The sequence below is a fragment of the Xenophilus arseniciresistens genome, assembly GCF_028023875.1.
Lineage (GTDB): Bacteria > Pseudomonadota > Gammaproteobacteria > Burkholderiales > Burkholderiaceae_C > Xenophilus > Xenophilus arseniciresistens.
In genome coordinates, this window is sequence record NZ_JAQIPB010000003.1 from 415,369 (window position 1) to 436,679 (window position 21,311).

Here is a 21,311-nt window from a genome sequence, read left to right on the forward strand (position 1 = left end):
GTTGTCAGTCGTCGAGCGTCTCGGTGGCCGTCATGCGGCCGCGAAGGCCCTGCGCCACGAAGCCCAGGCACACCAGCGCCGCCACCGTCCACAGCACCATGCAGCCGAAGCGCAGCGGCCAGGCCGGCACGCGGAAGGCGTCGTTGCCGAAGAACTCCCCGCTGGCCAGGCCGTGCCAGGCCGGCTCCCAGGACGCCCCGGCGATGGCGATGAAGAACACCGCACCCAGCAGGTAGGCCAGCGCATTGAACTGGCTGCGCAGCGCGGGCGGCAGCCGGTCGAGCACGAAGCTCACGCGCAGCAGCTTCTGCTGCCGGATGGCATAGGGCGCCTGCAGGAAGGTCACCAGAACCAGCGCCGTGGCGGTGATCTCCGCCGTGCCCGCAAAGGGGCGGTTGAAGAGCAGCCGCCCCGCAACGTCGTAGCACACCAGTGCCGAGAGAAAGGCCACCACCACGGCGCCGGCCACATGCAGGCCCAGCAGGCCGCGTTCAGTCCACTTGTCCATCATCATCATCAGCGCCAGAGCCCCTGTGCGCTCACAACGGATAGTCGGCCGGGAACTTGTAGCCGGCCTCGCCCAGGAATCGGATGTAGGTCTTGAGCACCTCGGTGGCCGGCAGGCCCCTGGCGTCGAGCTCGCGCGCGGACTTGCCCGGCAGGTCGATCAGCAACTGGGCCCAGCGCTTGCGCTCGCCCTCCGGCAGGGTGTTGACGGTGATGCCGGCGGCCTTGAGCCTGGCCTCCACCTCCTGGTCGCGCTTCCTGCTGGTCTCGGCCACCCGGTCGGCCGTCTCGATCGCCACCTGGTCGATGATCTGCACCACCTCGGGCGGCAGCTTGGCGCGGGTGTCGGTGCTCATGAAGGCCACCAGGGTGCTCAGCGAACCGAAGCCGGACTTGTTCCAGAACTTGGCCACCTCCTGCAGCTTGAAGGCTTCCATGCCCGAGACGTAGAACAGGCTGCCTTCAGCCAGCTTGGTCTGCATGGCCTGGTAGTGCTCGCCGATGCCCAGGGTCACCGGCACCGCCTCGATGGGCAGGAACAGCGGCGCGTTGGTGCCCGCCATGGCCAGCCGCTTGCCCTTGAGCGCGGCCATCGTGTTCCAGTCGAAGGTGGTGGCCAGGCCATAGGCCTCGGAGGTCATGGCCGCGAGCACATGGCTCTTGTAGGGCTTCATGCTTTCCTGCAGCGCCGGCACCTCCTTCATCATGCGGTGGCTGATCTTCTGCTGCAGCACCGGGTCGGGCGAGGTGAAGGGCACGTAGGCGCTGTAGTTCAGCAGTGCGGCGCGCGACTGCTCGAAACCGATGGGCACCAGGCCGATGTCCAGCGTGCCCTTGTGCACCGCCTCGATGGTCGCGTCCACCTTGGCCACGCTGCCGCCCCAGGCCTTGATGAAGCGGATGTTGTGGCCGGTCTTTTCCTTGACGCGCTTGCTCACTTCGGGCGCGAAGTAGCTGTCGAACTGGCCCACGTAGGTCAGGCCCGTGGTGTGGCCCGAGCCCATGCGCAGGGTGTAGTTGTCGGCGTGGGCGCCCAAGGCGCACGCGAGCGAAACGGCTGCAGCCAGGGCCGCCTTGATCATCTTCTTGTTCATTGCTTGTCTCCGGTGGGGTTCTGGTGAAGGCCGCTGCCGCGGCCCTTGTGCGATCAGTAAAGGGTCGAGAGCAGCATCTCCTCGTATGCGGCGGGCGCCAGCAGATGCGGGTAGTGGCCGCCGCTGGGCAGGCGCAGATGCCGCGCGCCCGGGTACTGGCCGCGCAGGCGCGCGCGCACCTCGGGCGGGATCAGCGGGTCGTCGTCGCACTCGAGCACCGTGACGGCCTGCGCCGGCAGCGCCAGCGGCGGGCAGGCCTGCGCCCGCACCACGCCCAGGAAGCGCGCATGCAGGTTGGCGGGCGACTGGCGCTTTTCGAGCATCAGCAACTGCAGCTTCTGCAGCTCGCCGGGCGGCGCCGCGCGCACGCGCTCCAGCCATTGGGCATGCAGGGCCTCGGGCGCCACGGATTCCACCCAATCGGGCTTGAACAGCGGGTTGGCGGCCAGATCGCTGCCATCGACAAAACCGTTGCCGATGACCAGTGCGCGCACCAGCGCCGGATGGCGCAGCGCGAAGAACTGCGCCCAGTACGCGCCGAAGGACGAACCCACGACCACGCTGGGCGGCAGGCCCAGGAACTGGCACACCGCGGCCAGGCCGTCGGCCAGCTCATCGGCGCTGGCCAATGCGGGGTAGGTCACGGCGATGAGCCGCGTGCGTTCGCCCAAGGCGCCGAGCGTGCGCACGAACATGGCCGCATCGCCCACCGAGCCGGGCAGCAGCACGGCCACCGCGCCGGGGGCCGCTGTGTCCAGCCAGCGCCACTCATGGCCGTTGACGATCAGCGACTGCCAGGCGTAGCGCCGCTCCAGCTGGTTCAGCAGCTCCATCCTCAGTCCCTGACGTGGCCGGTGGTGCGCAGCTCGTCCATCGCCTCGGGCGAGAACTCGGCCTTGGGCGCGTTGCCGCCAATGACGAACATCAGGCGCTGCTTCTTGCCCGGCTCGTCGAAGCTGATGTTCTCGAAGCGCCGCTGCACGCCGGGCGGGAAGGAGATGATGTCGCAGGGCCCCACGTCGAAGTACTCGACCTGGCCGTCCACTTCCCACGAGCATCGCCACAGGCCGCTGATGGGCATGAAGGTCTCGTTGGTGTCGTGGTTGTGCATCATCGGGCCCTTGCCGGGCAGTGCTTCGCAAAAGCCGATGTTGAAACCCTCGTTGATCTTGATGGCCGAGGTTTCGGCGGCGCTGGAGCCCACGGGCGAGACGGTGGCCACGTCACCCTTGGGCCGCTGGAAGCCCAGCGCGTTGAACAGCGTGCGTTCGGCGCTGGGGTAGGTGCTGTCAGGCAGGCCGCCATCGTGGCCCTGGAGTTCATGGAAGTAGGCCACGCGCTTGCGCATTTCCTCGCGCGTCACGCGCACGACTGGAAGGCTCATGAGATGTCTCCTGCATGTTGAAAATCGGGGTCGGCTGATTAGAAAAGCGCAGCCTGGCGAGGGCAATTTGCTGAGCCGATAGCCGCTATCGCGTGCGCGATGCACCCTTGCGCGCAGTGCCTGCTAAGTTCCGCGCACCTAGGTAGGAGACAGACGAGCACCATGCGCCTCAAAGACATAGACCTGAACCTGCTGGTGGCCTTCGACGCGCTGATGCGCGAGTGCCATGTGACGCGCGCGGCCTACCGGCTGGAGATCAGCCAGTCCTCGATGAGCCTGGCGCTGGCCAAGCTGCGCACGCTGTTCCAGGACCCGCTGCTCATCAAATCGGGCAGCGCGCTGCAGCCCACCGTGAAGGCGCGCAACCTGGCGCCGGCCGTGGAGCAGGTGCTCAACAGCATCGACCGGCTGGTGCACGAGGAGCAGCCCTTCGACCCCGCGCATGCGCAGGAGACGGTGTCGATGATCGTGATCGACTACATCGACTTCGTGGTCATGCCGCAGCTCGCGTCGGCCCTGCAGCAGGCCGCGCCCGATGTGCGCCTGAACATCGTGGGCCCCAACCCGCGCAGGCTGGGCGAGGTGATGACCAATGGCGAGATCGACCTCGCGCTGTCGTACTTCCCCTCCCCGCCCGACAGCGTGCGCACGCGGCCGCTGTTCAACGACCGGCTGGTGGGCGTGGCGCGCACCGGCCATCCGATGCTGCAGGGGCCGCTGACGCTGGAAGGCTTCTGCGCGCAGCGGCATGTGGCCGTGGAGCCCGCGGCCGGCGCCACGATGTACAACGCGCTGGTGGACGACGCCTTGCGCCGCCATGGGCGCGAGCGGCAGGTGGCGCTGTCCAAGCCCACCTTCCTGGGCGTGCCCTTCATCGTGGCGCAGAGCGACCTGATCGCGATGATGCCCGAGCGCGTGGCGCTGAAGTTCCGCGCGCTGGCGCCGGTGACGCTGTTCGAGCCGCCCTTCGAGCTGGAGCCGCTGACCATCAACCTGATGTGGCACGACCGCACGCACAACAACACCTTCCACCGGTGGCTGCGCGGCCTGATCACCCAGGTCTGCGGCGACATCGAGGCCCAGGCCGGCGTGGCCTGAACCCCTGGAGCGGCTACAGCGCCAGCACCAGCTTCTGGCCGCCGCAGGCGCGCGAGCAGCAGCTCATCATGCGCTGGCCGGCCTCGCGCTCGCTGCGCGTGAGCACCATGTCGCGGTGGTCTACCGGGCCTTGCAGCACGCGCACTTCGCACGAACCGCAAAGGCCCTCCTCGCAGTCGCTCTGCACGTCGATGTTGGCGGCGCGCAGCGCGGCCAGCAGGGTCTGGTCGGCGCGCACGGGCAAGGTCAAGCCTGAGTCCTTGAGTTCGACCTCGAAGGCCTGCTCCTTCGATGGATCGAGCGTGCCCAGCGTGGACTCGAAATGCTCCACGCGCAGCGTGTCTTCGGGCCAGTGCACGCAGGCCGCTTCCAGCGCCTGCAGCATGCGCAGCGGGCCGCAGGCATAGACCTGGGTGCCCTCCTGCGGCGTGGCCAGCAGCGTCTGCAGATCCAGGCGCGAGCCTTCCTCGCTGACGTGCAACTTCAGATGCTCGCCATGCAAGGCCTGCAGCGCATCGATGAAGGCCATGCCCTCGCGCTTGCGGCCGCAGTAGTGCAGCTCATAGGGCGTGCCCATCTCGCGCGCGCGCCGCGCCATGGCCATCACGGGCGTGATGCCGATGCCGCCGGCCACGAAGACCAGGCGCTGCGCGCCTTCGTCGAGCCGGAAGTGGTTGCGCGGGCCGCGAATGCGCAGGCGATCGCCAGGCTTCACATTCGCATGCACCCAGGCCGAGCCGCCGCGGCTGTCAGGGTCGTCCAGCACGGCGATCTCGAAGGCGCGCGCATCGGCCGGGTCGCCGCACAGCGAGTACTGGCGCGAGAGGCCGCTGTCACCGCATTCCACATCGATGTGCGAACCCGGCGCCCAGCGCGGCAGGCTGGTGCCGTCGGGCGCCACCAGGCGCAGGTGCAGCACGCCGTCGGCAGCGGGCGTGGCGGCCTCGACCCGCACGGGCCGCGAGATGGCGTGGCCCGAGGGCTCGCCAATGCGCACGGGCGAGCGTTCGCCCTCGCGCACCGCGGCATCACGACGCTCGGGGTTCTGTGCGGGGTCCCATTCGACCCACAGATGCTCGGGGCCGCGGAAGGAGGTGTTGGGCACGTAGCTGAAGCTTTGCGGCGCCAGCTTCATGTGCGGCAGGCGGCGCGTGAATTCCTCCAGGAAGACCTGCATCTCCATGCGCGCGAGGTTCTTGCCCATGCACTGGTGCGAGCCGTAGCCGAAGGTCAGGTGGTCGCTGGCGTTGTCGCGGCGGATGTCCAGCAGGTCGGCATCGGCGAAGTGGCCTTCGTCATGGTTGGCCGAGGAGGTGACGATCAGCAGCTTGCTGCCCGCGAGAATGGGCACGCCGCCCACTTCGCAATCGACCGTGGCCAGGCGCCGCCAGGCCGCCACCGAGCCGTTGTGGCGCAGGCACTCTTCCACCGCGTTGGGAATGAGCGAGGGGTCTTCGCAGATCTCGCGCCACACATGCGGGTGCTGCAGCAGCAGCTTGACGGCATTGGCCGTGGCGTTGGCCGTGGTCTCGTGCGCGGCCACGATGCCGGCCATCATCATCGAGTGCAGGTAGGAGTCGGTCACGACCTCCGGCATTTCCTTCTGCTTGCGGATGCCGTACTGCATCCAGCCGTCGGCCTCGGGGTTCTGGCGCATCTTCTCGAGCACCTTGCCGGCCAGTTGCCAGAAGTTGCCCACCGCATGGGCCACGGCCACCTGCTCTTCAGGCTTTGGGCGGCCCCAGGTGTTGACGGTGTGCGCGATGGAGTATTCGCGCAGCTTGTCCATGTCTTCCTCGGGCACGCCCAGGAAGTGCAGCGCCACCGTCAGCGGCACTTCCCACAGCATCTGGTCCACCAGGTCTGCGCGGCCGTCGTCGATGAAGCGGTCCACGTACTCGCGCGCCAGCCGGCGCACCAGCGGCTCGTGGTGCGCCAGGTGCTCGGGCGTGAAGGGGTCCATCAGCGCGCGGCGGCGCGGCATGTGGGCCGGTTCGTCTTCATTGACCAGCGTGCGGTTGAGCGCGAAGCCGTACTGCGCCAGCACGGCATTGGCCTCGGGGCCGGTGGGCGTGATCTTCTCCAGCGCGATGGAGGGGCTGAAGCTGATGTTGTCGCGGAAGATGGCCTTGATGTCGTCGAAGCGCGTGACCACCCAGTAGCCCAGTTGCGGGCTGTAGAACACGGGCTCCTGCTCGCGCGACCAGCGCACGTAATCGGGCGGGTTCTGCTGGTAGCCGTCGCTGAAGGGGTCGAAGTCGGCCGCGCGGTGGCTCACGGGGCAGCCAGTGGGCGCCTTGTGGGCCGACAGCGCGGCGTGGTCGATGGGGCAGCCCCTGCGCGCAGCGGCAGCGGGGGAAGGAGCGACGGGTTCAGGGGCAGCGGGGTTCATCGGGGGCTCCGGCGCGGGACAAACGGGAATCGGGAACGCAAAAGCAAAAAGCCCCGGATGCGCAGGCGCACCCGGGGCCGCAGAAGGGTCAGTCCAGCGTGATGTTCAGGTCCTTGATCAGCTTGTGCCAGCGCGTGGTTTCGCTCTGGATCAGCGCGGCGAACTCGGCCGAGCTGCTGCCCACGGGCTCCACGCCGAAGTCGATCAGCTTCTGCTTGACGCCGGGCTCGTTGATGGCCGCGACCACGCGCTTGTTCAGCGCGTCCACCGTGGCCTTGGGCGTGGCGGCGGGCACCACCATGCCCACCAGTGCGGCGGCTTCCACGTTCTTGTAGCCCAGCTCGGCGAAGGTGGGCACGTCGGGCAGTTGCGGCAGGCGCTTGGCGTTGGCCACGGCCAGCGGGCGCACCTTGCCACCCTTGATGAAGCCGGCGCCGGCGGCCATGTCCACCATCATCGCGGGGATCTGGTTGCCGGCCACATCGGCCAGGGCCGGGGCCGCACCGCGGTAGGGCGCGTGCGTCATCTTCAGGCCCGCTTCCACCTTCAGCAGCTCCATGGCCAGGTGGTGCGGGCTGCCGGCGCCGGCCGAGCCGTAGTTCAGGCCATCGGGGCTGGCCTTGATCTGGGCGATGAACTCCTTCGCGTCCTTGGCCGTGACGGCCGGGCCGACGACCAGGATCATCGGGAAGCGGCCCATCAGCGTGACGGGCGCCAGGTCCTTGCTCGGGCTGTAGGTCAGCGTCTTGTACAGCGCGCTGTTGAAGATCATGGTGCCGTTGTCGGCCGACAGCACGCTGTAGCCGTCGGCGGCCGAGCGCGCCACGTCCGATGCGCCGATGGCGGTGTTGCCGCCGGGCTTGTTCTCGACCAGCACGGGCTGGCCGGTCTGCGTGGACAGCGTCTGGCCGATGGTGCGGGCCAGGAAGTCGGAGCCGCCGCCGGCCGGATAGGGCACCACCCAGCGGATGGGCTTGGACGGATAGGCCTGCGCCTGGGCCAGCGAAGGGGCCAGCAGCGGCAGGGCCAGCAGGCAGCCGGCAACGAGTTTCTTCATTGGAAATGTCTCCTCGAGAGGGTCGTGGGGAATCACGTATTGCGTAATTCTATTTTTATATGCGTAAATCGCCGCTCAGGAGTTTCCCCGAGATGACACAGAACAAGAGCCCCTCCCCCGCAGACAAGGCCAGCGCCGGCACCCGCGCGCGGCGCCAGCGCGTGCAGTCGGCCGAAACCGGCATGGCCGTGCTCAAGGGCCTGGCCCGGCTGGGCGGGCGCGCCAGCCTCACGGCGCTGGCCGGCTCGCTGGGCGAAAGCCCGGCCAAGGTCCATCGCTACCTGGCCAGCCTGCAGGAAGAAGGGCTGGTCGCGCAGGACAGCGGCTCGCAGCAGTACCTGCTGGGCACCGAAGCCATCGGCATCGGCCTGGCCGCGCTGCGCCAGGCCGACCCCATCCGCGTGGCCGAGCCGGCGCTGGTGCATCTGCGCGAATCATTGGGCGTGACCAGCTTCCTGGCCGTGCTGGGCAACAAGGGCCCGACGGTGCTGCGCATCGAGGAGCCCGGCCTTCCGGTGACGGTGAACGTGCGGCCCGGCTCGGTGCTTTCGCTGCTGTGGTCGGCCAGCGGCCGCGCCTTCCTGGGCTTTGTCGACGAGCAGGCGCTGCGCGCGCTGGCCGAGCAGGAGCTTGAACAGGCCCCGGCCGAGCAGCGGCGCCAGTTGGCGGCCCGCCAGCCCATCGACCATCTGTGCCAGCAGGTGCGCGAAGCCGGCTGCGCCAGCGTGGTCGACACGCTGCTGCGCGGCATCAGCGCCGTGGCGGCGCCCGTGTACGACCACAGCGGCCGCGTGTGCGCCGTGATCACGGCGCTGGGCGCGACGGGCGGCTTCGATGCCTCGCCCCAGGGCCCCATCGCGCTGGCCGTGCGCGATCAGGCGGCCCGCGTCAGCCGCCTGCTGGGCCACGGGGCTGCAGGCCCAGCCGCCTGAGCCTGCAATGAAGGCTTGAATGCGATGCGCGGAAGGCGCATCCATGCCTCATTGTTTCCATCAACGAAACGCCCCGTTCCAAAGCGCGGCGATCCAGGGCCCATCTGCGCGCCCACAATTCATTTCATCGGGCCAGCGATTGAATGCAGACCCGACACGGACCCGGCAGGCGACATCCAACAACAAGGCGCCCACCCCGTCCGTTTCATTCAACCCTGTCCTTTGAACCGGAGTAGAACCATGAACAAGACCTCTCAAATCATCGCCGCCGCTGCCCTGTCCTTTGCCGCTCTTGGCGGTGCTGCCCATGCAGAAAGCTACCAGGGCGTGCAGGAGCCCGTCTCGGCCCTGAGCCGCGCCGAAGTGCAGCAACAGGCCGTGGCCGCTGCCCATGCCCCCAACCAGAACGTCTCGTCCAGCTCGGTCGTGCTGGGCGCCCTGACCAACGGCCGCGACCGCGCCGCCGTGCAGGCCGAAGCCATCGCCGCCGCCCGCAACAGCACGCAGAACCTGGACGCCAGCGCCTTCGTCGGCAGCCAGCTCCCTGCCGCCCTGTGATGGCACGTCGAGGCGGCCACGTCTTGAGCGTGGCCCGTCTCGACCGGTGGCAAACCCCGGTCTGTGAGAACAGGCCGGGGTTTGCCGCTTCAAGCTCTCAACGGCGCTGCCTGTTTGACTACAGGCGCGCCGCAACACCCGGATCAAGGTCCGGTTCTCCCGCGCGAAGCGCGGGAACTTCGGCTTTAGCACTCCCTCTAATCGAGTGCTAATATGCCCCACCACCAAGGAGAAACCCGAATGACAAGCCTGTCCGGTGCCCCTGCTGCCAACCAGTTGGCCGTGGCCAACCCGTGGGCCATGGTGCCCTCGCTTGGCAATCTGGATGCCTATATTTCCGCCGCCAACCGGCTGCCGCTGCTCACGCTTGAGGAAGAGCAGGGTTTTGCGCGCCGGCTGCGCGACAACAACGACCTGGAAGCCGCCGGGGCGCTGGTGCTGTCGCACCTGCGCCTGGTGATCTCCATCTCGCGCCAGTACCTGGGCTACGGCCTGCCGCACGGCGACCTGATCCAGGAAGGCAATGTCGGCCTGATGAAGGCCGTCAAGCGCTTCGATCCCGACCAGGGCGTGCGGCTGGTGAGCTATGCCATGCACTGGATCAAGGCCGAGATCCACGAGTACATCCTGAAGAACTGGCGCATGGTGAAGGTGGCCACCACCAAGGCGCAGCGCAAGCTGTTCTTCAACCTGCGCTCGATGAAGCAGGGCTTCAAGGCCGATGCCGCCGCGCAGGACGCCGACACGCACCGCGAGACCCTCAACAGCGAGGAGATCGACCTGGTCGCGCAGCACCTGAATGTGAAGCGCGAGGAAGTGATCGAGATGGAAACGCGGCTTTCGGGCGGCGACGTGATGCTGGACCCGGGCCCGGCCGATGACGGCGAAGAAAGCTTCGGCCCCATCGCCTACCTGGCCGACGCCACGCAGGAACCCACGGCGCAGCTCGAATCGCGCCAGCGCGACCGGCTGTCCACCGACGGCATCGCCACCGCGCTGCAAGCGCTGGACGAGCGCAGCCGCCGCATCGTGGAAGAGCGCTGGCTGAAGGTGAACGACGACGGCTCGGGCGGCATGACGCTGCATGAGTTGGCCGCGGTTTACGGCGTGTCGGCCGAGCGCATCCGCCAGATCGAGGTGGCAGCCATGAAGAAGATGAAGAAGGCGCTGGCTGAATACGCCTGAGGCTTCTGCATCCATCCAAAGACAAACCCGGCCTTGTGCCGGGTTTTCTTTTTGGCGCTCAGGCCAGGCTGTCTTCTTCTTCGTCGGCGCCGGCCGTCTTCTTGTTGAGCGTGCGCAGCGCGCGCTTGACGATGTAGCGCGTGGCCGGCGTCGGGCTTTGCGCCAGCCAGCGTTCGCCGATTTCGCGCACCCACAGGGGCTGGCTCTTGCTCGCATCGTTGAGCCAGTTGGCCACCGAGTTCTGCACGTAGCGGCTGCCGTCCGCGCGCAGCGGCTCCAGCAGCGGCAGCGCGCGCCAGGGCTCGGCCTGCAAGGCCTTGATGGGCGCGCACCAGACGCCGCGCGGGCGCGTGAGTTCGCTGGCAAAGCGGCGGATGTTCTCGTCGCCGTCGTGCACCCAGGGCTGCAGCAGCGCGAGCGCGCTGTCCAGCTCGGCAATCACACCGTCGCGCACGGCCATCCAGGCGAACTCGCGCACGCCGAAGTGCGCATCGGCCGCGAAGCGATGCACGCCCTGCAGGCGCCGGGCCAGCGACTGGCCGCCGAACTGCAGCCATTGCACGGCCCAGCTGCGCGCGATGTCGCTGGGGTGCGTGGCCAATTGGTGGGCCAGCGCGTCGCGCTGCGCGTGCTCGGCCGTCATGTCATACAGCGCCCGCGCAATGTGCGTGTGCCGCTGCATGGGCTTGAAGGCCGCCAGCATGGCCAGGGTGTCGGTCAGGCGCTCGTGCGCGGGGTCCAGCCCCAGTTGCTGCGCCACGGCGCGCGACAGCCGCGCCAGATCGAGCGCCAAAAATTCGTTGAGGTTGACGGTGGGCAGCAGGCCGTCGTTGAGGGCATCCAGCACCTCGGGCGGAATCAGCGCGATGCGAAAGGCGCCCTTGCGCGCGCGCAGCAGTTCCAGATCGGCCACCGCCCTCAGCCCTGCTTGAGCAGGGTCTGGATGTCGGCCGCCAATGCATCGACCGGCGTGCCGTAGCGCGCATACAGGCGCAGTCGGCCTTGCGGGTCGTAGAGGTAGCTGGCGGCCGAGTGGTCCATGGTGTAGCTCCCGGGCGTCTTGCCGTCCACCTTCTTGTAGTAGACCTTGAAGTCCTTGGCCGTGGCGGCAAGCTGCTCGGGCGTGGGGATCAGCGCCAGGAAGCTGGGGTCGAAGGCGGCCATGTAGTCCTTCATCACGGCAGCCGTGTCGCGCGCCGGATCGACGGTGATGTAGATCACCTGCAGCTTGTCGCCGTCGGCGCCCAGCTTGTCCTTGATCTGCTTCATCTCCAGCATCGTCGTGGGGCACACGTCCGGGCACTGCGCAAAGCCGAAGAACACGGCCACGACCTTGCCTTTGAAGTCCGCCAGCGTGCGCTCGCGGCCGTTCATGTCGGCCAGTTTGAAATCGCGCGCGTAGTCCGCGCCCGTGAGGTCGATGGCGTTGAAGCTGGGCTTGGACTCGCTGCAGGCGGCCAGGCCCAGCACCGCCAGCGCACCGGCACCGCCAGTCAACAGACGCAGGGCTTGTCTTTTGTTCATCATCGGATGTAGTGGTCCACCAGCAGCGCGGCAAACAGCACGCTCAGGTGCAGAAGCGAAAAACGGAAGGTCTTGCGCGCCAGCGCGTCGGAATAGTTGCGCCACAGCGCCACGCCGTAGGCGCAAAAGCCCATGCTCGCGGCAAAAGCCACTGCCAGGTAGAGCCAGCCGCTCATGCCGTAGATGAAGGGCAGCAGGCAGGCCGCAAAGAGGATCAGCGTGTACAGCAGGATCTGCAGCCGCGTGAACTCATTGCCGTGCGTGACGGGCAGCATGGGCAGGCCGGCCTTGCGGTAGTCCTCCACGCGGTACAGGGCCAGCGCCCAGAAGTGCGGCGGCGTCCACAGGAAGATGATCAGAAAGAGGATCAGCGCTTCGGGCCCCACCTCGCCGCGCATGGCGGCCCAGCCCAGCACCGGCGGCATGGCGCCCGAAGCGCCGCCGATCACGATGTTCTGCGGCGTCAGCGGCTTGAGCACGACGGTGTAGATGACCGCATAGCCCACGAAGGTGGCGAAGGTCAGCCACATGGTCAGCGGGTTGACGGTGAACCACAGAAGCGCCGAGCCCAGTGCGCACAGCGTGGTGGAAAACAGCAGCGTCTGCGCATCGCTGAGCTCGCCGCGCGCCGTGGGCCGCCAGGCCGTGCGTTTCATCTTCGCGTCGATGCCCTTCTCGACCAGGCAGTTGAAGGCCGCCGCCGCACCCGCCACCAGCCAGATGCCCACGCAGGCCAGCAGCAGCGTCAGCCATTGCTGGGCGGTGGGCAGCCCGGGAATGGCCAGCGCCATGCCGATCAGCGCGCAAAAGACGATCAGCTGCACCACACGCGGCTTGGTCAGCGCATAGAACTGCCGCCAAATACCGGGTATGGCGGGCATGGCCACCGAGGCAGGCTGTGCGCTGTGGGCTGGAGGCTCCGGCGGGCGCAGGCCCTCCGAAGAACGGCTGCTACTCATGAACGAACTCCCAAAGGCGGCGGCACCTTGTCGCCCGCGCGCCGCGCCTGCTCAAGCTGCCCTGCCTGCTGCGCTTGCGGCGCGCGGCGGCTTTCGCACAGCGCCCAGGTCAGCACCACGGCCATGGCGGCTGCGCCGCCCGTGTGCAGCACGGCGGCGGCCAGCGGCCAGCCCAGCAGCACGTTGCCCAAACCCGTGGCCAACTGGCCCAGCGCCAGCGCGCCCAGCCAGCGCGCCTGCAGGCGCAGGCGCGGCACCCGATTGAGCTGCACGAAGGCGGCGATCAGCACGGCGAAAACAACATAGGCGGCCAGCCGGTGCACATAGTGGATGGCCGTGAGGGCCGCGAACTCCACCGGTGCGCCGCTGCTGTCCACCCCCAGCTCGCGCCACAGCTCAAAAGCCTGCGAGAAATTCATCTGCGGCCACCAGCTGCCCTGGCAGGTGGGGAACTCGCTGCAGGCCAGCACGGCGTAGTTGGTGCTGACCCAGCCACCCAGCGCGATCTGCAGCACCAGCAGGCCCATGGCCGCCCACAGCAGCCAGCGCGCACCGCCGCCAATGGGCGTGGGCAGCCGCTGCTGCGCCGCCTGCTGGTAGCGCACGGCCTGGATGCACAGCAGCGCCAGCAGCAGCACGGCGCCCAGCAGGTGCAGCGTGACGATGGCCGGGTACAGCTTCCAGGTCACGGTGAGCGCACCGAAGGCGCCCTGCACACAGACCCACACCAGCGTGGCCAGCGGCCACCAGGTGCTCAGCACCCTCGCATCTGCGTTGTGTGGTGAATGCGCGCTGCTGCCGCGCCGCTGCGCGCGGCGAGCCCACCAGGTGGCCAGCGCCAGCACCAGGATCAAGGCGCCCACGCCCGTGGCCAGGTAGCGATGGACCATCTCGATCCAGGCCTTGGAATGCGTGACCGGGCCGGTGGGCTGGGCTGACTGGGCCATGGCGATTTCATGCCGCGCGCCCAAGGGGCTGGCGTTGCCATAGCAGCCGGGCCAATCGGGGCAGCCCAGGCCCGAATCGGTCAGGCGCGTGAAGGCGCCGAACAGCGTGAGGTCGAAAGTCAGGAAGAGCGTGAGCACCGTCAGCGCATGCAGCCGCCGCGCCGCGCCCGCACCGGCATTGCGGCGCCAGATCCACAGCACCGGGCCCAGCGCGATCAACGCGCCCACGCCCAGCAGCCAGGCCACGGGCGCGAGGTCGTAAAGAGGTTGTGCGTCGTTCATCGGCCCGCGTTGTCCCACGAGGAAGAAGCCCGCAGCAACCGGTCGATGTCGCGCTTGGCCTTGGCTGCGGTCTTGGCGTCCATGCGCGCGGGGTAGCGCATCATCCAGTTGCCCATGGGGTCGACCACGAACAGGTGCTCGGCCAGCGCATGGCCGGCCTCGGGCTGCAGCCACTGGGCCAGGGCCTGGCGCGGCACGCGCAGCACCGTGGCGCCGTGCAGGCCGTTGGCCAGGCGCTCGGGAATGGGCGCCTCGTCGGTCACCAGCCACACGCGGTCGATGCGATCCTTTTCGCGGCCGGCCATTTCGCGCAGCTGGCGCTGCAGGTACAGCTGCTGTTCGCACAGCGCATCGCAGGCAGCATCGGCCACCGCCACCAGCAGCCACTGGCCCTTGAGCGACTGCAGGTTCAGCACATCGCCCGCAGGCGTGCGCGCCAGCAGCGAGGGCGCGGGGCGCTGCGGTTCGATCAGCTGGCCGAAGACGCTGCGGCCTTCGGGCCGGATCACGTAGTAGGTGAAGTACGAAGCGATCACCGGGGCCGCACAGCACAGCAGCACGGCGATCATCTTCCAGCGGCCCACGCGCGTGCGGCGCTGCGCGTCCTGCGCGCCCATGGCCTCGCGCGGCGTGGGCAGGCTGTGAACGGTCAGGCCCAGGGGCTCGTCAGCCACGATGGCGGCGGCGGCGGGGGGCGATGAGTTGGAACCAGACATAGAGGACGGTGACGAGGGTCGCTAGACCGAACCACTGGAAGGCATAGCCATAGTGTTTCTCGATGCCGAGTGCCGGCTGGGGCCATTCGCGGTCCAGGCCTTCGGAGGCCGGGCCCACCTGCTGGAGCGAGAAGTCCTCGCGCAGCGGCAGCCCGGTTTCGACACGAAAAGCGTGCAGGTCCAGATTCTGCCGGATGCGCAATGCCTGCGGCCCTGCAGGGGCAGGCTCCGTGGCAGCGGGCGTGGCGGCCGCGGAAGGCGGCTCGGCGCCCTGCGCAGCGGCCGCGCCGGCACCGGCCGGCGCGCCCTCTTCCTTGCCCAGTTGCATCAGCTGGGCCGGCGGCGGCGCGATGCGGGCCGTGATCTCCACCAGGCCGGGCGGCGTTTCCACGGCGGGCAACTGGGTGCGGTCCATGAAGTTGCGCGGCACCCAGCCGCGCTGGACCATGTACGTGCGCTCCGTGCCTTCCAGCGCAATGGGCGTCAGCACATAAAAGCCGGGGCGGCCGTGCATCTGCCGGTTGTCGAGGTAGACGGTCTGCGTGGGCAGCCACAGGCCGCGCAGGGTCACGCGCCTGTGCATCTCGCTGCCGATGTTCTCGATCGACTGCAGGCCCGCCAGATCAATGGGCGGATGGGTCTGCTGCGCCTCGATGCGCGCGGCCAGCGCCTCCTTCTGCGCCGCGCGCGAGAGCTGCCAGCGCCCCAGCGACACGGTCAGTGCCACCATGGCCAATGTGACCAGCGTGACGATCCAGAAGCGCAGGCCCCGCGGCCGACGGGTCGGCTTGCCGCTCAGTTCGATCTCACGCATGGGAACAGTCAGGCCGACGCTTGCGGCCGATAATCAGAATCATGAAATACCTTGTCGCCCTGGCCTTCGTCGGCATCCTCGGGAGCCTGGGCTGGGCCTTGTTTCACATGCTGCGTGGCAGCAGCCAGAAAGGCCGCGGCAAGGGCGGCGGCATGGCGCGCGCATTGACGGTTCGGATCGGCCTTTCAGTGCTTTTGTTCCTCTGCATTCTCGCCGCCTGGAAGATGGGCTGGATCCAGCCGGGCGGATTGCCCCCGGGCCGCTAGCCGGCGCTGCAGGTCACCCGCTTCCACGCCCCATGAAAAAAGCGCCTTGCGGCGCTTTTTGTCTTTGGAGCGGCAGCCTTCGCTGCAGCACTCACATCCAGTAGACCAGGATGTACAGGCCCAGCCACACCACGTCCACGAAGTGCCAGTACCAGGCGGCACCTTCGAAGCCAAAGTGGCGCTCGGCCGTGAAGTGGCCGCGCTGCAGGCGCAGCGTGATGAACAGCAGCATCAGCATGCCCACGAACACATGCAGGCCGTGGAAGCCCGTGAGCATGTAGAAGGTGGAGCCGTAGGCGCCCGAGCTGAGCTTGAGGTTCAGGTCCGTGTAGAGGTGGAAGTATTCATAGCCCTGCACGCACAGGAAGATGACGCCCAGCACCACGGTGGCCCACATGAAGCGCACGCACTGCGCGCGATGGTCGGCCCGCAGCGCGTGGTGGGCGATGGTCAGCGTCACACCGGAAGTCAGCAGCAGCGCCGTGTTGATGGTGGGCAGCCAGAACGGGCCCACGGTCTGGAAGGGCTCCACGATGCCCGCGGGCGAGCCGGTCACGCCCGCCTGCACCGTGGGCCAGATGGCCTTGAAGTCGGGCCACAGCAGCGCGTTGTCCAGGCTGCCCAGGTTGGGCAGCGAATGGGTGCGGGCCCACCACAGCGCCGTGAAGAAGGCGCCGAAGAACATCACCTCCGAGAAGATGAACCAGCTCATGCTCCAGCGGAACGAGAGGTCGATCTTGTGGCCGTACTGGCCGCCTTCGCTTTCGCGGATGGCGTCGCCAAACCACTGGAACAGCACCACGAACCACCACAGCAGCCCGAAGGCCAGCGAATAAGCGCCCCAACCATGCCCGTTGACCCACTGCCCGGCGCCGAGGATCACGAAGAACAGGCCGATGGCCGCCATCAGCGGATGGCGCGATGGACCGGGCACGAAGTAGTAGGGCGTGGCACCGTGGGTGGTCGAACTCATGTCAGCTCCTGCTCTGTTCTCTTCTCTGGGTTGTTCTGAAATTCGTGCAATGCCTCAGCCGGCCACCGCCAGCTTGACCAGCACCAGCAGCACGCCGATGAACACCAGCACCGCGACGAAGCCGACGGCGATGATGTGCAGGGGCGACAGCCGCGCGATGTCCTTCTGATATTCACTGTTCTTGCGCACGCCGAAGAAGCCCCAGGCCACCGCCTTGACGGTGTGCCACAGCGAACCCGCGCGCCGGACGGGCGGCTGGTCGTCGTTCTTCTTGTGCATGGGCGCGCCGCTCATGAATGCGGCTCCTCGCGCGCAGGCACTGCCGCTGCGGCCGTGGGCGCAGCAGGCGTGCGGCCGCCCACCTCGAAGAAGGTGTACGACAGCGTGATGGTCTTCACATCCCTGGAGATGCGCGGATCGATCACGAAGGCCACGGGCCACTGCTTCTTCTCGCCGGCATCGAGCGTGTACTCGCTGAAGCAGAAGCACTCCAGCTTGTTGAAGTAGGCCGTGGCCTGGCGCGGTGCGTAGCTGGGCACGGCCTGCGCTGCCATGCGGCGGTTCTGCACGTTCTGGAACTCGTACATCACGGTGTTGAGCTCGCCCGGATGCACGACCATGGACCGCCGCTCGGGCTTGAAGTCCCAGGGGCCGCGCACGTTGGCGTCGAACTCGACCACGATGGAGCGCGTGCGGTCCACCTGCGTGTTGTCGGGCAGGCGCACCTGCGCGCCGCCGCGGGCGCCGCCTGGCACCTGCAGTTCGCTGCGCGAGAGTACGTTGATGCCCAGCGCCTCGCACACATGGCGATAGATCGGGATCAGCGCATAGCCGAACGCGAACATGCCGGCCGCCACGATGACCAGCTTGCCGACCATGCGGACGTTCTCGCGACGGAGGCGTTGAGCGATGCCCATGCGATCTGCGTTTCCGTTCAGCGGCCCAGCACGACCATGCGGACCATGAAGCCGATGAAAAAGAGCAAGGCAATGGACGCCAGCGTGAGGGCCATGCGTCGGTTCTTGCGCTTTTGCTCGGGCGTCATCATGCGGTGCTTGCCTTGGCCTCAGGCCACGATGCGGGTGGCCGTCGCGTCGAGCTTGGGCGGGGTTTCAAAGGTGTGGAAGGGTGCCGGCGAAGGCACTTCCCATTCCAGACCTTCGGCCGCTTCCCAGGGCTTCTGAGGCGCCGGCTCGCCCTTGCCGCGCATGGCCGGCAGCACGATGAACAGGAAGAAGTACACCTGCGCGAAGCCGAAGAAGAAGGCGCCCACGGTGGCGATCGCGTTGAAGTCGGCGAACTGCATGGGGTAGTCCGCATAGCGGCGCGGCATACCGGCCAGCCCCAGGAAGTGCATCGGGAAGAAGGTGACGTTGAAGGAGATCAGCGACCACCAGAAGTGCAGCTTGCCGCGCGCCTCGCTGTACATCACGCCCGTCCACTTGGGCAGCCAGTAGTACACGCCCGCGAACATGGCATAGAGCGAGCCGGCCACCAGCACGTAGTGGAAGTGCGCCACCACGTAATAGGTGTCCTGCAGCTGGATGTCGACCGGCGCCACGGCCAGGATCAGGCCCGTGAAGCCGCCCATGGTGAACACGAAGATGAAGCCCACGGCAAACAGCATGGGCGTCTCGAAGGTCATCGAGCCCTGCCACATGGTGGCGATCCAGTTGAAGATCTTCACGGCCGTGGGCACCGCGATCAGCATGGTCGCGTACATGAAGAAGAGCTGGCCCGTCACCGGCATGCCGGTGGTGAACATGTGGTGCGCCCACACGATGAAGGACAGGATGGCGATGGACGAGGTGGCGTACACCATCGAGGCGTAGCCGAAGAGCTTCTTGCGCGCGAAGGCCGGCACGATCTGGCTGATGATGCCGAAGGCCGGCAGGATCATGATGTAGACCTCGGGGTGGCCGAAGAACCAGAAGATGTGCTGGTACATCACCGGGTCGCCGCCGCCGGCGGGGTTGAAGAAGCTGGTGCCAAAGTGGCGGTCGGTCAGCGTCATGGTGATGGCGCCGGCCAGCACGGGCATCACGGCGATCAGCAGGTAGGCGGTGATCAGCCAGGTCCAGACGAACATGGGCATCTTCATCAGCGTCATGCCGGGGGCGCGCATGTTGAGGATCGTGACGATGATGTTGATCGAGCCCATGATCGAGGAAGCGCCCAGGATGTGCATCGCGAAGATGCCGGCGTCCATCGAGGGGCCCATCTGCAGCGTCAGCGGCGCGTACAGCGTCCAGCCCGCGGCGGGTGCGCCGCCAGGCATGAAGAACGAGCCCACGAGCATGATGGCCGCCGGAATCATCAGCCAGAAGCTGAAGTTGTTCATGCGCGCGAAGGCCATGTCGGAAGCGCCGATCTGCAGCGGGATCATCCAGTTCGCGAAGCCCACGAAGGCCGGCATGATCGCGCCGAACACCATGATCAGGCCGTGCATGGTGGTGAACTGGTTGAACAGCTCGGGGTTGACCAGTTGCAGCCCGGGCTGGAACAGCTCGGCGCGGATCAGCAGCGCCAGCAGGCCGCCCACCATCAGCATCGTGAAGCTGAACAGCAGGTACAGCGTGCCGATGTCCTTGTGGTTGGTGGCAAAGAGCCAGCGGCGCCAGCCGTGGGGATGATCATGATGCTCATCATGCGCATGCCCGTCGTGCGAGGCGTGGCCGTGAGGGTCGAGAACTGCGCTCATGGGACCGTCTTCCTTGTTATGGGGCGTAGGGCTTACTTGCCACGCTGGGCCAGCACCTCGGCTGGCTGCACGATCTGGCCGGTCTTGTTGGACCAACTGTTCTTGGTGTAGCTGGCCACGGCTGCGATGTCCGTGTCGCTCAACTGTGCCCACGCGGGCATGGCACCGTTGTTCTGGCCCTTGAGCAGGACCTGGATCTGCTTGTTGTGGTCTGCATCCAGCACCACGGCCGCGCCGTCCAGCGGCTTGATCGGGCCGGCGCCCTTGCCGTTGGCCTGGTGGCAGGCGGCGCAGTTGGCCGCGTAGACGCGTTCGCCGCGCGCCATGATCTCTGGCAGGGTCCAGACCTTGTTCGGATCGTCCAGCTTGGCCGCAGCTTCCTTGCGCTTGGTGTCCACCCAGGCCGTGTACTCAGCGGCCGTAACCACCTTCACATGGATGGGCATGTAGGCGTGTTCCTTGCCGCACAGCTCCTGGCACTGGCCGTAGAAATCACCCGTGCGTTCGGCGCGGAACCAGGTGTCGCGCACGAAGCCGGGAATCGCGTCCTGCTTGATGCCGAACTGCGGCACCGCAAAGGCGTGGATCACGTCGCTGGCCGTGGTGATGATGCGGATCTTCTGCTTCTCGGGTACCACCAGTGGGTTGTCCACCTTGAGCAGGTAGTCCACGGGCACGTCGCCCTTGGCGCCGGCGTCGGACATCGCGCGGTGCGAGCTGTCGAGCGTGGAGATGAAGGCCAGGCCTTCGCCCTCGCCGTTGATGTAGTCGTAGCCCCACTTCCACTGGTAGCCCGTGACCTTGATGGTCAGGTCGGCGTTGGTGGTGTCTTTCTGGGCGACCAGCAGCTTGGTGGCCGGCAGCGCCATGAGGATCACGATGATGAAGGGGATGATGGTCCAGATCACCTCGACCACCACCGATTCATGGAAGTTGGCGGCCTTGTGGCCCACCGACTTGCGGTGCTTCCAGATCGAATAGAACATGACCGAGAAGACGCCGACGAAGATGACCGTGCACAGGATCATCAGCGCCCAGTGCAGGAAATACTGCTCCTCGGCAATCTTTGTCACCCCCACCGGAAGGTTGAGTTGACGCACGGCCGGACCACCCGGCAGATCGCTGACGGCATGGGCCGCACCACCGATCGTCGTGCCAAGGGTCAGCATCAGGGATGCCGGCTTGCTCCAAATGCTCTTCATCGTGTTCACTTCTTCAAGGCTTCCAAACAATCCACCGGCACCATCATCGCCGGCCCGCCCGACGCCTCAGGCGCCGCGCAATGCCATGCGAATCTCCCTTGCCAGCGCAGCACGCAACTCAGGTCGCACATAGCGCCCCACCTGCACGCGATGACCCCGGTCCGACAGCTCGATCAACGAACGGTCGCTGCCCCGTGGCTCGATGCGGACCTGGTGTGGAAGGAACTCGGCCCGCTGCACATGGCCCGCGGTTTCGAGTTCGACAATCAGACGCCCTTCCTGCACCGCGATGCGCTCACCGTCGGTGGCATGGCGGGCATAGAGCAGAAATGCGACGCCCACCGCCAGCAGTTCCAGCCAGGCCAGCGGCAGTATCAGGTAGGCGCCCTGCAGCCAGAACGCGGTGCCGATCCCGAGCGAGACCGCACAGAGCGAGGCATAGAGCCAGCCCAACTGGCTCGGCGTGATGGAGCAGTTGCGCTTCAGGAACCAGTGCACGTTCTGGCCTGAAACGGTGGCGAAGCGAAACACAGGATTCGACACAGGCGAGTTCTGCAGATCGGGGGATGCGGCTCCGGACCGCGGGACGGGGTGTCCCGGGCGGCAGAGTCAGGGGACCATCCCCCGATGTTCGCGCATTACCCGATTTTAGCGTGGGCCTTTCGGTATCCGGCACAGGGCAGAACCCCAAGACGTCCACTGCGCGACGCAAGGCCGCCT

24 protein-coding genes are annotated in these 21,311 nt (G+C 67.3%); 5 read left to right on the forward strand and 19 right to left on the reverse strand.

What is annotated here, in order from left to right:
- Positions 1–4: 4 nt before the first annotated feature.
- Genes PGB34_RS10580 through PGB34_RS10595 form a run of 4 tightly spaced genes read right to left on the reverse strand, consistent with a single transcriptional unit; the run spans position 5 to position 2,985 of the window.
- Positions 5–517, reverse strand: coding sequence for a TRAP transporter small permease (locus tag PGB34_RS10580; RefSeq protein ID WP_271428039.1), 513 nt, complete (start codon positions 515–517; stop codon positions 5–7).
- Positions 518–539: 22 nt separating this feature from the next.
- Positions 540–1,601: a TRAP transporter substrate-binding protein DctP gene (gene dctP, locus PGB34_RS10585; protein ID WP_271428040.1), complete on the reverse strand. Its 1,062-nt coding sequence runs from the start codon at positions 1,599–1,601 to the stop codon at positions 540–542.
- A gap of 53 nt (positions 1,602–1,654) precedes the next feature.
- Entirely contained in the window at positions 1,655–2,434 is a 780-nt protein-coding gene (locus PGB34_RS10590) for an alpha/beta fold hydrolase (protein ID WP_271428041.1), read from the reverse strand.
- A gap of 2 nt (positions 2,435–2,436) precedes the next feature.
- On the reverse strand, positions 2,437–2,985 hold the full coding sequence (locus PGB34_RS10595) for a cupin domain-containing protein (RefSeq protein WP_271428042.1): 549 nt from the start codon (positions 2,983–2,985) through the stop codon (positions 2,437–2,439).
- 162 nt (positions 2,986–3,147) lie between these two features.
- On the opposite strand from PGB34_RS10595, the gene PGB34_RS10600 reads away from it, so the two are divergent.
- Entirely contained in the window at positions 3,148–4,083 is a 936-nt protein-coding gene (locus PGB34_RS10600) for a LysR family transcriptional regulator (RefSeq protein ID WP_271428043.1), read from the forward strand.
- Between the two features lie 13 nt (positions 4,084–4,096).
- On the opposite strand, the gene PGB34_RS10605 is transcribed toward PGB34_RS10600, so the two are convergent.
- A complete protein-coding gene (locus PGB34_RS10605) occupies positions 4,097–6,475 on the reverse strand; it encodes a cytochrome P450/oxidoreductase (RefSeq protein WP_271428044.1) in 2,379 nt (792 codons plus the stop codon).
- 88 nt (positions 6,476–6,563) lie between these two features.
- The gene (locus tag PGB34_RS10610; RefSeq protein ID WP_271428045.1) at positions 6,564–7,532 is read right to left on the reverse strand and encodes a Bug family tripartite tricarboxylate transporter substrate binding protein; all 969 of its coding nucleotides are present in this window, start codon (positions 7,530–7,532) and stop codon (positions 6,564–6,566) included.
- Positions 7,533–7,624: 92 nt separating this feature from the next.
- Here PGB34_RS10610 and PGB34_RS10615 point away from each other — a divergent pair, with 92 nt between their 5' ends.
- The 3 genes from PGB34_RS10615 (at position 7,625) to rpoH (ending at position 10,207) form a co-directional block, all read left to right on the forward strand.
- Positions 7,625–8,464, forward strand: a complete 840-nt coding sequence (locus PGB34_RS10615) for an IclR family transcriptional regulator (RefSeq protein WP_271428046.1) — start codon at positions 7,625–7,627, stop codon at positions 8,462–8,464.
- Positions 8,465–8,704: 240 nt separating this feature from the next.
- Positions 8,705–9,022: an alpha/beta hydrolase gene (locus tag PGB34_RS10620; RefSeq protein ID WP_271428047.1), complete on the forward strand. Its 318-nt coding sequence runs from the start codon at positions 8,705–8,707 to the stop codon at positions 9,020–9,022.
- A 240-nt stretch (positions 9,023–9,262) separates the two neighbouring features.
- On the forward strand, positions 9,263–10,207 hold the full coding sequence (gene rpoH, locus PGB34_RS10625) for an RNA polymerase sigma factor RpoH (protein ID WP_271428048.1): 945 nt from the start codon (positions 9,263–9,265) through the stop codon (positions 10,205–10,207).
- 58 nt (positions 10,208–10,265) lie between these two features.
- On the opposite strand, the gene PGB34_RS10630 is transcribed toward rpoH, so the two are convergent.
- The 6 genes from PGB34_RS10630 to PGB34_RS10655 form a co-directional block, all read right to left on the reverse strand.
- Positions 10,266–11,120: a DNA alkylation repair protein gene (locus tag PGB34_RS10630; RefSeq protein ID WP_271428049.1), complete on the reverse strand. Its 855-nt coding sequence runs from the start codon at positions 11,118–11,120 to the stop codon at positions 10,266–10,268.
- A gap of 5 nt (positions 11,121–11,125) precedes the next feature.
- On the reverse strand, positions 11,126–11,731 hold the full coding sequence (locus tag PGB34_RS10635) for an SCO family protein (RefSeq protein WP_271428262.1): 606 nt from the start codon (positions 11,729–11,731) through the stop codon (positions 11,126–11,128).
- The gene (gene cyoE, locus PGB34_RS10640; protein WP_271428050.1) at positions 11,731–12,612 is read right to left on the reverse strand and encodes a heme o synthase; all 882 of its coding nucleotides are present in this window, start codon (positions 12,610–12,612) and stop codon (positions 11,731–11,733) included. Before cyoE ends, PGB34_RS10635 begins: the two co-directional genes overlap by 1 nt.
- Positions 12,613–12,686: 74 nt before the next feature.
- Positions 12,687–13,919 (reverse strand): COX15/CtaA family protein, encoded by a 1,233-nt coding sequence (locus PGB34_RS10645; RefSeq protein ID WP_271428051.1) that lies wholly within the window; start codon positions 13,917–13,919, stop codon positions 12,687–12,689.
- Positions 13,916–14,635, reverse strand: a complete 720-nt coding sequence (locus tag PGB34_RS10650; protein WP_271428052.1) for a hypothetical protein — start codon at positions 14,633–14,635, stop codon at positions 13,916–13,918. The genes PGB34_RS10645 and PGB34_RS10650 overlap by 4 nt, the downstream gene beginning before the upstream one ends.
- Complete coding sequence (locus tag PGB34_RS10655; RefSeq protein ID WP_271428053.1) at positions 14,586–15,449, reverse strand: SURF1 family protein; 864 nt, start codon at positions 15,447–15,449, stop codon at positions 14,586–14,588. Before PGB34_RS10655 ends, PGB34_RS10650 begins: the two co-directional genes overlap by 50 nt.
- Before the next feature lie 41 nt (positions 15,450–15,490).
- Here PGB34_RS10655 and PGB34_RS10660 point away from each other — a divergent pair, with 41 nt between their 5' ends.
- Positions 15,491–15,715 carry a twin transmembrane helix small protein gene (locus tag PGB34_RS10660; protein WP_271428054.1) on the forward strand — a complete coding sequence of 75 codons (225 nt, stop codon included), beginning with the start codon at positions 15,491–15,493 and terminating at the stop codon, positions 15,713–15,715.
- 91 nt (positions 15,716–15,806) lie between these two features.
- Here PGB34_RS10660 and PGB34_RS10665 read toward each other — a convergent pair whose 3' ends face one another.
- From PGB34_RS10665 to PGB34_RS10695, 7 genes are all read right to left on the reverse strand, one after another.
- Positions 15,807–16,688 carry a cytochrome c oxidase subunit 3 gene (locus PGB34_RS10665; RefSeq protein ID WP_271428055.1) on the reverse strand — a complete coding sequence of 294 codons (882 nt, stop codon included), beginning with the start codon at positions 16,686–16,688 and terminating at the stop codon, positions 15,807–15,809.
- Between the two features lie 54 nt (positions 16,689–16,742).
- Positions 16,743–16,982, reverse strand: a complete 240-nt coding sequence (locus tag PGB34_RS10670; protein WP_271428056.1) for a DUF2970 domain-containing protein — start codon at positions 16,980–16,982, stop codon at positions 16,743–16,745.
- Positions 16,979–17,605, reverse strand: a complete 627-nt coding sequence (locus tag PGB34_RS10675; protein WP_271428057.1) for a cytochrome c oxidase assembly protein — start codon at positions 17,603–17,605, stop codon at positions 16,979–16,981. Before PGB34_RS10675 ends, PGB34_RS10670 begins: the two co-directional genes overlap by 4 nt.
- A 17-nt stretch (positions 17,606–17,622) precedes the next feature.
- Positions 17,623–17,733, reverse strand: a complete 111-nt coding sequence (locus PGB34_RS10680; protein ID WP_271428263.1) for a cytochrome oxidase small assembly protein — start codon at positions 17,731–17,733, stop codon at positions 17,623–17,625.
- 21 nt (positions 17,734–17,754) lie between these two features.
- Positions 17,755–19,389 (reverse strand): cytochrome c oxidase subunit I, encoded by a 1,635-nt coding sequence (gene ctaD, locus PGB34_RS10685; RefSeq protein WP_271428058.1) that lies wholly within the window; start codon positions 19,387–19,389, stop codon positions 17,755–17,757.
- 32 nt (positions 19,390–19,421) lie between these two features.
- Entirely contained in the window at positions 19,422–20,591 is a 1,170-nt protein-coding gene (gene coxB / locus PGB34_RS10690; RefSeq protein WP_271428059.1) for a cytochrome c oxidase subunit II, read from the reverse strand.
- A 66-nt stretch (positions 20,592–20,657) separates the two neighbouring features.
- Complete coding sequence (locus PGB34_RS10695; RefSeq protein ID WP_271428060.1) at positions 20,658–21,134, reverse strand: DUF2244 domain-containing protein; 477 nt, start codon at positions 21,132–21,134, stop codon at positions 20,658–20,660.
- Positions 21,135–21,311 lie beyond the last annotated feature (177 nt).